This window comes from Streptomyces sp. NBC_01089 (assembly GCF_045162975.1).
Lineage (GTDB): Bacteria > Actinomycetota > Actinomycetes > Streptomycetales > Streptomycetaceae > Streptomyces.
This window is the reverse complement of sequence record NZ_CP108660.1, coordinates 140,566-150,869: the sequence shown is the minus strand read 5'-3', so window position 1 is coordinate 150,869 and position 10,304 is coordinate 140,566. Positions and strand designations below refer to the sequence as shown.

At 70.3% G+C, this 10,304-nt stretch carries 11 protein-coding genes; 6 read left to right on the top strand and 5 right to left on the bottom strand.

The window, feature by feature from the left end:
- Nucleotides 1–157 precede the first annotated feature (157 nt).
- The 3 genes from OG510_RS00690 to OG510_RS00680 all read left to right on the top strand — a co-directional run bounded on the left by OG510_RS00690 (nucleotide 158) and on the right by OG510_RS00680 (nucleotide 2,327).
- Nucleotides 158–967, top strand: a complete 810-nt coding sequence (locus tag OG510_RS00690; protein WP_406134643.1) for an NmrA family NAD(P)-binding protein — start codon at nucleotides 158–160, stop codon at nucleotides 965–967.
- A gap of 122 nt (nucleotides 968–1,089) precedes the next feature.
- Nucleotides 1,090–1,782 carry a hemerythrin domain-containing protein gene (locus tag OG510_RS00685; protein WP_406134642.1) on the top strand — a complete coding sequence of 231 codons (693 nt, stop codon included), beginning with the start codon at nucleotides 1,090–1,092 and terminating at the stop codon, nucleotides 1,780–1,782.
- Nucleotides 1,779–2,327 carry a DUF1772 domain-containing protein gene (locus OG510_RS00680; RefSeq protein ID WP_406134641.1) on the top strand — a complete coding sequence of 183 codons (549 nt, stop codon included), beginning with the start codon at nucleotides 1,779–1,781 and terminating at the stop codon, nucleotides 2,325–2,327. The genes OG510_RS00685 and OG510_RS00680 overlap by 4 nt, the downstream gene beginning before the upstream one ends.
- A gap of 157 nt (nucleotides 2,328–2,484) precedes the next feature.
- On the opposite strand, the gene OG510_RS00675 is transcribed toward OG510_RS00680, so the two are convergent.
- The 5 genes from OG510_RS00675 to OG510_RS00655 form a co-directional block, all read right to left on the bottom strand.
- Nucleotides 2,485–3,342 carry an alpha/beta fold hydrolase gene (locus OG510_RS00675; RefSeq protein WP_406134640.1) on the bottom strand — a complete coding sequence of 286 codons (858 nt, stop codon included), beginning with the start codon at nucleotides 3,340–3,342 and terminating at the stop codon, nucleotides 2,485–2,487.
- Nucleotides 3,339–3,863 carry an SRPBCC family protein gene (locus tag OG510_RS00670; RefSeq protein WP_406134639.1) on the bottom strand — a complete coding sequence of 175 codons (525 nt, stop codon included), beginning with the start codon at nucleotides 3,861–3,863 and terminating at the stop codon, nucleotides 3,339–3,341. The genes OG510_RS00675 and OG510_RS00670 overlap by 4 nt, the downstream gene beginning before the upstream one ends.
- A gap of 68 nt (nucleotides 3,864–3,931) precedes the next feature.
- Complete coding sequence (locus OG510_RS00665) at nucleotides 3,932–5,422, bottom strand: FAD-binding protein (RefSeq protein WP_406134638.1); 1,491 nt, start codon at nucleotides 5,420–5,422, stop codon at nucleotides 3,932–3,934.
- A gap of 19 nt (nucleotides 5,423–5,441) precedes the next feature.
- A complete protein-coding gene (locus OG510_RS00660) occupies nucleotides 5,442–7,007 on the bottom strand; it encodes a flavin-containing monooxygenase (protein WP_406134637.1) in 1,566 nt (521 codons plus the stop codon).
- Nucleotides 7,008–7,016: 9 nt separating this feature from the next.
- Nucleotides 7,017–7,895, bottom strand: coding sequence for a class I SAM-dependent methyltransferase (locus tag OG510_RS00655; protein WP_406134636.1), 879 nt, complete (start codon nucleotides 7,893–7,895; stop codon nucleotides 7,017–7,019).
- A 253-nt stretch (nucleotides 7,896–8,148) separates the two neighbouring features.
- Here OG510_RS00655 and OG510_RS00650 point away from each other — a divergent pair, with 253 nt between their 5' ends.
- Genes OG510_RS00650 through OG510_RS00640 form a run of 3 tightly spaced genes read left to right on the top strand, consistent with a single transcriptional unit; the run spans nucleotide 8,149 to nucleotide 10,156 of the window.
- Nucleotides 8,149–8,403 (top strand): hypothetical protein, encoded by a 255-nt coding sequence (locus OG510_RS00650; RefSeq protein ID WP_164264403.1) that lies wholly within the window; start codon nucleotides 8,149–8,151, stop codon nucleotides 8,401–8,403.
- 11 nt (nucleotides 8,404–8,414) lie between these two features.
- Nucleotides 8,415–9,401 carry a 3-oxoacyl-ACP synthase III family protein gene (locus OG510_RS00645; protein ID WP_406134635.1) on the top strand — a complete coding sequence of 329 codons (987 nt, stop codon included), beginning with the start codon at nucleotides 8,415–8,417 and terminating at the stop codon, nucleotides 9,399–9,401.
- Entirely contained in the window at nucleotides 9,398–10,156 is a 759-nt protein-coding gene (locus OG510_RS00640) for an SDR family oxidoreductase (RefSeq protein WP_406134634.1), read from the top strand. Before OG510_RS00645 ends, OG510_RS00640 begins: the two co-directional genes overlap by 4 nt.
- The last annotated feature ends 148 nt before the right edge of the window (nucleotides 10,157–10,304 follow it).

Here is a 10,304-nt window from a genome sequence, read left to right as displayed (position 1 = left end):
GGGCGGGCCGGGTGGCATGGCTGCGGCGGCGGGCAGCTGCCTACGCTGCCGGTGACGGCCGGCCACGGGCCCCAGGCCCCCGGACCGGACTTCCCATGACCAGCACACGGATTACCCAGACCACCCCCACCACCACGCCACGACAGACGGGACGACCATGACCAACACGACCCTGGTAATCGGCGGCACGGGCAAGACCGGACGGCGGGTCGCCGAGCGGCTCTCCGCCAAGGGGCTCCCCGTGCGTATCGGATCCCGCGCCGGCTCGCCGCCCTTCGTCTGGGAGGACCCCGCCACATGGGACGCCGCCCTCGACGGTGTCGGCGCCGTCTACATCACCTACTACCCCGACCTCGCCTTCCCGGGCGCCGCCGAGACCGTCGGCGAGTTCGCCAAGACCGCCGTAGCCAAGGGGGCGCGCCGCCTGGTGCTGCTGTCGGGGCGCGGCGAGGAAGGTGCCGTGATCAGCGAGAACAAGGTGAAGGAGTCCGGCGCGGACTGGACCGTCGTACGCGCCAGCTGGTTCAACCAGAACTTCAGCGAGAGCTTCTTCCACGACCTCGTCATCGGCGGTGAGATCGTGCTGCCGACCGGGGACGCGGTGGAGCCGTTCGTCGACGCCGACGACATCGCGGACGTCGCCGTCGCGGCGCTCACCGATGACAAGCACATCGGCAGGACGTACGAGCTGTCCGGGCCCCGCCTGCTCAGCTTCAACGACATCGCCCAGGAGCTCTCCAAGGCGACCGGCCGCACCATCACGTACATCCCCGTCGGGGTCGACGAGTACCGCGCGTCCCTTGAACAGAACGGACTGCCCGTCGAGTTCGCCGACCTGTTCGGGCTGATCCTCGACGGCCGCAACGCCCACCTCGTGCACGGTGTCGAGGAGGCCACCGGCCACAAGCCCAAGGACTTCGCGGACTTCGCCAAGGACGCCGCCGCCACCGGCGTCTGGAACGTCTGACCCGCCGGACGGGACCCGCAGCCGCGGGCCGGCCGGGTGCGGTGGTCCGCACCCGCGCCCGCCCCCGGCCAGCCGCCCCTCTCCTCCCCGCCCGCCTTCCCGCTCCGTCAGGAGTCGCCACCATGACCGCAGCCGAGCCGATGTCGAGCGAGCGTCTGGTGACGCTGCCCGGCCACTTCCACGGGTTCGCCCTGATGCACATCGCCATGCGCCGCGACGCCGCCCGGCTGGCCGCCGCCGCACGCTCGGCGAACCTGGGGAGTCCCGAACGGATCGGCGCGTGGTGGCGCGGTCTGCGTGACGTGATCGACTGGCACCACCACAGCGAGGACGAGATCCTCTGGCCCGAACTGCGGCGCGCCGTACCATCGTTCGCAGCCGCCGCGGCCGCACTCGACGGCGACCACGCCGGCCTGGACAAGGCCATGGACACCGTCGGTGCGGCCCTGGCGCCCGGCGCCCCGGCCACAGCCCTGGTGCCCGCCGCGGACGCCTTCGGCGGCCTCCTCCGCGACCACCTCGCCACCGAGGAGCACGTCGTCTTCCCGGCGTTCACGGAACTCGGCGAACAGCGCTACCTCGCCCTGGAACGACGGCTCCTGCGCACCGCACCGCCCCGCGTCCTGGGCCATCTGCAGCCCTGGATGTTCGACGCGGCCGACCCCACGTCCGCCGCGCACGTCGCGGCGACCATCCCGCCACCGGTGCGCCTGCTGGGCCGGACCGTACTGCGCCGCCGCTACGAACGGCTGCTCGCCCCGGTCGTGCGCCACACCGGCCCCGTGCCCCCACCGAGACCGAAGGAGAAGCGATGACCGCTCAACCCGCCGCGCCCAGCGGGCCGTTCACACCGGAAGCGGCCCGGTCCGACGGCCGCGCGGACCTGCCGCTGTACGCCGCCACGATCGCCATGGGGCTGAGCGCGGGCCTGTACTTCGCTTTCGACGTCGGTGTCATGCCGGGCCTGGAACGCGGCGACGACATCGCCTTCGCCTCGACCATGGGACACATCAACGACGCCATGGAGAACGGCCTGTTCGGCATGGTTTTCTTCGGCGCCTTCCTGGCCACCGGGGCGTCCGGCATCCGTCTGCGCCGCCTCGGGCAGGCCCGGGCCGCCCGGTGGGCCTGGGCGGCCCTCACCCTGTACTCGGCGGCCGTGGCCGTCACCATGAAGGTCAACATCCCCATCAACCGGCAGCTCGCCCGCCTCGCGACGGATGCCTCCGGCGGTGAACTCGCTCTGCTCCGCGAAAAGTTCCGCGGCACATGGACGCCGGCCAACACCGCCCGCACCCTGGTCTGCACGGCGGCACTGGCCTGCCTGGGCCGTGCCCTCGCCCTGCGGGGCCGCCCCTGAGCCGCGCCTGCCCTCCGGACATCCCCCGCACGGAGGGCAGGCGCCCCCCTTCTGCACACCGGCACCGTACGTACACACACCGAAGGGGCATGAGGTGCGGTCCGCCACCCGGTCAGGTCGCGGACCGCACCTCATGCCCCTTCGGCGACGCCGTGGACTACGAGCGCCCCTGCGTCAGCTCGTGCACCGCGCTCACCACCGCACCAGGCGCCTCCAGCGGCAACATGTGCCCTGCATCGGGCAACTCCTCGAAGCGGGCCCGCGGAAGGGCCTCGGCCACGACGCGGCCCAGGCGGGGCGGGACCACCTTGTCGCGGGCGCCCGCCAGCACCACCGTGGGCGCGGTCACCGAGACCAGCGCCGCGCGCAGATCCATGCCGCGCGAGGAGCGGAACGCCTCGGCACGCACCGCGGGAGAGGTGGCCGCGAACATCTGCCGGTTCACCTCGCGCAGCTGTCGGTCGGCGCCCGGGCCGAGCATGTTCTGGCCCAGCAGCTTGCGGCCGAGCGCCGGCCGGGAGACCGCCCGCTGGAACAGGGCGCTGCCCATCATGCGGACCTCACCGTCCGGCGTGTCCTGATCGTGTGCGGCCGTGCCGAGCAGCACCAACCCGCCCAGCGGTCCGGTGGGTCCGGCACCCGAGGCGTGCGACGAGGCGTACGACAACGCCGCGAAGCCGCCACCGGAGTGGCCGACGACGAGTGTGTCGGCCGAGGCCACATGGTCGAGCACCGCGGCCAGGTCGGATCCGAGCCGGGCAATCCCGAACGGCTCGCGGCCCTGGCTGGAGGCGCCGTGGCCCCGCTGGTCGTACGCGACCACCCGGTGGCCGCACCGGATCAGCCGGTCGGCCACCGTGCTCCACACCCGGCGTGAGGCGCCCCAGCCGTGCGCGAGCAGCACTGTCGTGCCGGTCGCCGGGGCGAGCGGCGCCAGCACGGACACGGCGAGCAGCGCGCCGTCGTCCGTGGGCACCTGGGTCTCGGTCGCCGGCGCGGCAGTCACCGCCGTCATCGTGCGCTGCCCTCCAGATGACGGTCCGCGACGGTGGACCGGCCGGTCCCGGGGGAGTCCTCAGCCAGGACGCGGCCGAGGCGGACGAATGCCTCGCTGGTGCCCGCGGAATGCTCCGCGCCGATGTCGGCCACCCTCGCGAGCAGCTTCAGCCAGCCGTGCGGGCGGCCCACGAAGTGCATGCCGACCTTCGTGCGCCCCCCGTCGAGCGGTTCGACGACGAAGTCACTGGTGCCGCGGAAGACCCCGTCGACGTAGTCGACCGACAGCAGCCGCCCGGGCTCGACCGCGCGGGTCCGCGAGGTGAACCGGAGTTTCGGGCCGCCCTTGTCGACCCCCTTGGTATGGACCGTGACCGCGACCTCGCCGCCCACCTCGTCCGGCGAACCGGAGACGACGGCGAAAGTATTGGCCGGCACCCACCATCGGGCGGCACCGCGGAACTCGGCGATCAACGCCTCCCACACCGCCTGGGGTGGAGCGTCCACGACCGCCTCGTCGATCAAGTCGTATCCTGTCATGCCGATTCTCCTGTCGGATGTCGGATGGCCGGTCAAGGGGCATCGACCACGGCCCGGTGCGGGCCGGTTCAGCCGAAGAAACCCTGACCGGGGGTGAGGACGCCCGCCGGGTCGTAGCGCCGCTTCGCGGCGACGAGCCCGTCCCAGCGGGAGCCGAAGTGGGTCTGCCAGTCCGCCTGGGTCATCCGCGGAATGGCGCCGACCAGGTACCGCTTGGCGCCCAGGGCGACCGCCTTGTCGTACAGCCGCCGGTTCTGCTCCAGCATCGCCTGGGCATCCGCGCCCGGCGCGGGGAACCGCAGCACGTCGCACAGGTACGCCGTCGACTCCTTCGGCTGCACGGTCAGCGGGCGGGTCAGCTTCGACGTCGGGTACGGATAGAAGAGCAGGAAGCCCCCGCCCAGGTCGGACGCGGTCAGTTCCGCCGTCAGCGTCGCGGCGAACGCCTTGGCCTTGGACGCCGGCAGGAACAGGCTCAGCCACGGCTTGGGCTGGTCCCAGTACCCGTTCTCCTTGAGCCACGCCTCGTCGTTGTCGGTGCTGAACACGCAGTCGCGGTAGGAGAGGTCCTCAATGGTCGCCGAGGCCCGCTCGTCGCGCAGATCCGCGAGGAGCTTGTCCCGGTCAGGTGCGGTGGTGCCCGCCCAGTAGGCCGTGGCCTCCAGCTGGTACCACCAGCCGGTGCCGTCGGGGGTGAGAGCGATCTCGCCCGCCTGGCCCTGGAACCGCTTCTCGGCCATGAGCTTCTCGGCGTCGGCGAGGTACGTCGACACGTCACGGTAGTAGAGGGTGAAGACCGTCGTCTTCTGCGGCGCGGGGACGAGGGCGACCGTGGCACGCACGATGATGCCCACCTGACCGCCGCCGCCCAGTGCCGCGTTGAACAGATCCGCGTGCTGGGAGGGCGACGCGGTGAGCAGGTCACCTTGGCCGGTCACGATGTCGATGGACTGGACCGTGTCGACCTGCAGCCCGAACCGGTGCACGGTGGCACCGATGCCGCCCATGCTGAGGGTGCCGCCTATCGACAGGTGCAGATAGTCGGTGAGCGCGGGCGGGGTCAGGCCCTTGGCGAGTGCCGCGTCGGTGAGCTGGGCCCAGGTGACTCCCGCCTCCACCACGGCACTGGACGTGCCGATGCTGACGATCTTCGCCAGGCCGCGCGCGTCGATCGCGATCCCGCCCTTGGGCACCTGGGCCTGCCCGTAGCAGGAGTGGGACTCCTCGTCACCGCTCTGCCCGCCGCGGCCGTTCATCGCGATCTTCAGCTTGTTGGCCCGGGCGTAGTCGACCATCTTGACGATGTCCTGCACGGAACCGGGGCGCAGCACCCCCCAGCACGCCCCGGGCACCATGCGCCCGAAGTCGTGATTGAACGGGGCGGTCGCGTCAGCCGTCGTCTCCAGCGTGCCGTCCAGCGCCGGCAGCGCCGCGGCCGTGTCGGCGAAGTCGTCCGACTCCCGCGCCCAGGACTGGTGCGTGGAGCTCCAGCCGATGACAGCGGCGGCCGCTATGCCCCCGAGGACGCTGCGCCGCGTGATGGAGGTGCTGCTTCTCATTCGCTCTGTCTCCTGTCCGTTACGTGCGGTTCAGGGCCGGCAGGCCGGCGCCCGCGCTGGTGGCGAGCCGGTACTCGGAAGGATCGAAGCGCTTCGTGTGGCGCCTGAAACGCCAGGTGTACGTCGGCCAGATCGACGGATTGCGCCCGTGCTCGTCGAGGTACCAGCTCTTGCAGTTGCCTGCGTTCCACACGGTGCCATCGAGGCGCGCCTGAAGCCGTTTGTTCCAGTCGTCCTGGACCGTCTTTCGAACCTCCACCGAGGCCAGGCCCTTTTTGTCCATGACCTTCAACGCGTCCAGGACATAACCGATCTGCGCCTCGATCATCACGACCTGCGAGGAGTGCCCGAGCGTCGTGTTGGGGCCGAGCAGCAGGAACAGGTTCGGGAAGCCCGCGACGGTGGTGCCACGGTGCGCCGCCATGCCCTGCTCGTGCCACACATCGCGCAGCAGCCGGCCGTCGCTCCCCGTGATGCGCCCGGCGACGGGGCGGTCCGTGGCCTTGAAACCGGTGCCCAGGACGATCGTGTCGATCTCGCGCTCGGTGCCGTCGGCCGTGACGACCGCGTGCGGTTTCACCCGCGCGATGGCATCGGTGACCAGGTCCACGTTGGGCTGCTGGATCGCCGGATACCACGCGTTGGAGAACAGCAGGCGTTTGCACGCCATCACGTAGTCGGGGGTGAGCCTGGCGCGCAGCGTCTCGTCGGCGACCGACTTCTTGAGGTGGTCGCTGGCCATCTTCTGCATCTTCCCGGCGACCTTGGGCCGCTTCATCACGAAGGCGAGGATCTCCCTGCCCCACATGTTGAAGTTGCGCCGGAAGTTCTGGTAGCCGGGGACGCCCCGCAGCAGCTTCGTCTGCAGCGGGCTCGTCGGCTTGTCGTTCTTCGGGCCGATCCACGCCGGGGTGCGCTGGTAGAGGTCGAGCCGTCCCACCGTGGGCTGGATCTTGGGGACGAACTGGATGGCGGAGGCACCCGTGCCGATCACGGCGACGTTACGGCCGGCCAGGTCGTGGTCGTGCCGCCAGCGCGAGGAGTGGAAGACCGTGCCCTCGAAGTCCGCAAGCCCGGGAATGTCGGGGATCGCCGCCTCACTGAGGTAGCCGGTGCCGCTGACCAGGACCTGGGCGGTGTAGTCGCCCTGAGAGGTCTCGATGTGCCAGCGCCTGGCCGTGCCGTCCCAGCGGGCCGCGAGCAGTTCGTGGCCGAAGCGGATGTGCGGGCGCACCCCGAACCGGTCGGCGGTGTCGCGCAGATACGAGTACAGCTCGTCCCGCTTGCCGAACGTGGACTTCCAGTTCGGGTTCTGCGCGAACGAGAACGAGTACAGGTGCGACATCACGTCACAGGCCGCGCCCGGGTAGGAGTTGTCCCGCCAGGTGCCGCCCACCTCGTCGGCCCGCTCGAAGACGAGAAAGTCGTCGATGCCCTTCTGCAGCAGCCGGATGGCCATGCCCAGGCCGGAGAAACCGCTGCCGATGACGGCCACCCGCAGGTGCCGCTGCGGCCCGCCGCCGCTGCCCGCGCCGGCCGGGCGGGTGCTCCCGTCGCTGCGGGCCGGTTCGAGAATGCTTGTCACGTCAGCCTCCTAGCGGCGCGCGATGGTGACGCGGAAGTTGTTGAAGAACTTGTCCTCGAGCGTGTACGCGAAGATGTCGAGGTAGCGCTCGAAGCGGGCCACGACCTCCTCGCCCTCCAGGGCGACAGCCTCGTCGCGGCGCTCGGCGAGCAGCTGGAGCCAGGCGCGGCAGGCGACCGCGAACGACTCGCGCTCGTTGACGATCTCGACGACGTCGAACAGCCCCTCGGCGGCCTGCGTGAGCTCGTGCAGGTGCGGGATGTGGCAGTTCTCGAACTCCGAGCGCTGCAGGAACTTCAGGTCGTCGAGCAGCTGCCGGTTCATCGGCAGCGCCTCGGCGGTCATCGTGTGCAGCACGAAGCGGGCACCCGGCTTGAGAGCCGCGCCGACCTGCTGGAAAAAGACCCGGTACTTCTTGGTCCGCTCGCGCGGCGCCAGCGTCGAGGAGACGAAGTGCTCAAGGGCGTTGATGCAGAACGCCGCGTCGTACGGGTCGTCGGTGGTGTGGTCCTCCCAGCTCTCCACCCGTGTGGTGATCCTCGGGTTGTCCAGGCCGGCGATGAACTGTTCCTGCGTACGGCTGAGCGTCAGGCCGACAGCCTGCTCGACGCCGTGCACGGTGGTGAGGCGGTTGAGCATGGTGCCCCAGCCGCAGCCGACGTCCAGGACGCGGCGGGCGCCCGCCGCACCCGCCAGCTCGGCGAACTTGTCCAGCTTGCGCTCCTGGGCCTCGTCGAGAGCCTCGGTCAGCCCCTCGCCCTCCTCCCAGTAGCCGCCGGAGTACATCATCGTCGGGCCCAGCAGGAGGCGGTAGAAGTCGTTGCTCACCTCGTAGTGGTGCCTGATCGCCTCGACCTCGGGGACCGACTGCTTTGCGACCGTGGTCATCTTCGTCCTCAACTCCCGTCCGGTTCATGACTCTTGACGTGCTTCCTGCTGCCGGGCCGGTCGTCGGACTCCCGTAGCTCCTACGGGCGGCGACGGGAGCTCGACGACCGGCCCGGCGCGAGACGAGAAAACCTCCCGGCTCGCAAGAGATGTGCAAGACGAGGGCAGGCGGCCGCTGTTGCGCACCGATTGCGCGCGGACGGGTTCCATGCATCTCGAAAGACCAAGCCCCTGCGGAGGAAGGACCCACCTCATGTCTCTGCCCACCATCGAAGAACTGGCGAGCCAGCTCGAGGCCGTGTCCGGCGCACAGAAGGTCGACCCGGACCACCCGCTGCAACACATTCCGGACGTGGACTCGCTGGACCTGATGGAGTGGCTGTACGGCTTCCAGAACACGTACCCGGACATCCCGGCCGACGAGTCTCTCTTCGCCGATCTCGACGACACCACGACGCTGCGTACCGTCTACGAGCGCATCCTGGCGCTCGTTCCGGCGCAGGCCTGAGCGGGCCGCGCATGAACGGCTTCGATATCACAGGGTGGGGGATGTCCGTCCCCGAACGCGTGGTCACCAGCGCCGAACTGGCCGAGCGGTTCGGCGTCGACGAGCACTGGATCACCAGCCGGTGCGGGATCAGTGAACGGCGCGCCGTCGGGCCGGGCCAGACGACCGCCTCCCTGGCGGTCGAGGCCGGCCGGCGCGCGCTCGCGAAAGCGGGCCTGAGCGGCGGCGACATCGCTCACCTGATCGTCGCCACCGCCACGCCCGAGCAGCCCTCGCCCGCGACATCCGCGTTCGTCCACCACGAACTGGGCATCGCCGGCAGCGCACACGACGTCAACTCCGAGTGCGCGGGCTTCGTCTACGGGCTCGTGTCCGCGATGGCGCTGATCGCCATCGACCCGCGGCCCATCCTGCTCATCGGTTCGGACACCCACACCCTCACCGCCAACCCCGCCGACCGGGACCTGTCGATCCTGGTCGGGGACGGCGCGGGCGCGGTCGTACTGGAACCGGCCGCAGACAGCCAGGTCCTCGCCTGGAACCTCGGCGCGGACGGCGCCTGCACCGGCAGCCTCAAGGTACTGGCCGGCGGAAGCCGGATGCCCACCACCGAGGAGACGGTGCGCCAGGGCCTGCACTATGCCCAGATCAACGGCAACGAGATCTACCTCAACGCCGTGCGGTACACGGTCCGCACGGTGCGCGAGACGCTGCGCAAGGCCAAGGTCGAGGCGGCCGACGTGCAGCACGTCATCCCGCACCAGGCCAACATCCGCATCATCAACTCGATCCTGAGCCACACCGGGCTGCGGCCCGAGGCACTGGTGGCCAATCTGCACAAGTACGGGAACACGGCGTCCGCGTCGATCCCGATCGCACTGACCGAGGTCCTGGACGAGGGCCGTATCAAGGAGGGCGACCTGGTCCTGCTGGCCGGTTTCGGCGCCGGCATGACCTGGGGGTCGATGCTCCTCGAATGGCGCGGAGGGACACGATGAGCAACAGCGGAAAACGCGCGGGCGTCCGGCCCGAGCACCCCGTCGCCCTGGTGACGGGAGCGTCCGGCGGGCTCGGCCAGGCGCTGGCGCTCGAACTGGACGCGCTCGGCTGCAAGGTCGCCGTCCACTACAACAGTTCCCAGGACGCGGCGCGCGCCGTGCAGGACAAGCTCACCAACGACTCCGCCCTGGTGACCGGCGACGTCGGCTCGTACGAGGCGGTGACCGCCCTGTACGAGCAGGTCACCGAGAAGCTCGGCCCCGTCGACGTCCTCGTCAACAACGGCGCCATCCGCCGCGACCAGGTCATGGCGATGCAGAAGCCCGAGGACTGGGCCGCGGTGATCCAGACCAATCTGATCGGATCGTTCCACACGGCGCGGGTGTGCGTCCCGCACATGCTGCGCACACGGTGGGGGAGGGTCGTCAACGTGGTGTCGCCCTCGGGCCTGATCGCCACCGCAGGACAGACGGCGTACTCCGCGTCCAAGGCCGGCCTGATCGGCTTCACCCGCACCCTGGCCGCCGAGTGCGGGCGGCGCGGAGTGACGGTCAACGCGCTCTCGCCCGGATTCATGATCACGGGTATGACGCAGAGCCTCCCGGACCAGGTGAAGGATTCGATGGAGGCAAAGGCGCCCGTGCCCCGCTTCGTTACGGTGGAGGAAGTCGCCCGCAGTATGGGCCTGTTCCTGGAACAGGACTGCATGACGGGCCAGGTCATCAGTATCGACAGCGGGGTCTCCATCACCTGACCCGGTCCGCAGCGGCCGCCGGCGCCCCCCTTCTCCGGCGGCCGCTGCGGACTGTGCCTGCTCCCGGAAACGCGGGAACAAGTAAAAACGAGCACACGCCACAACAGGACCGAGGTATCGGGAAAGCCTTCTGGTGAATGCGCGAATG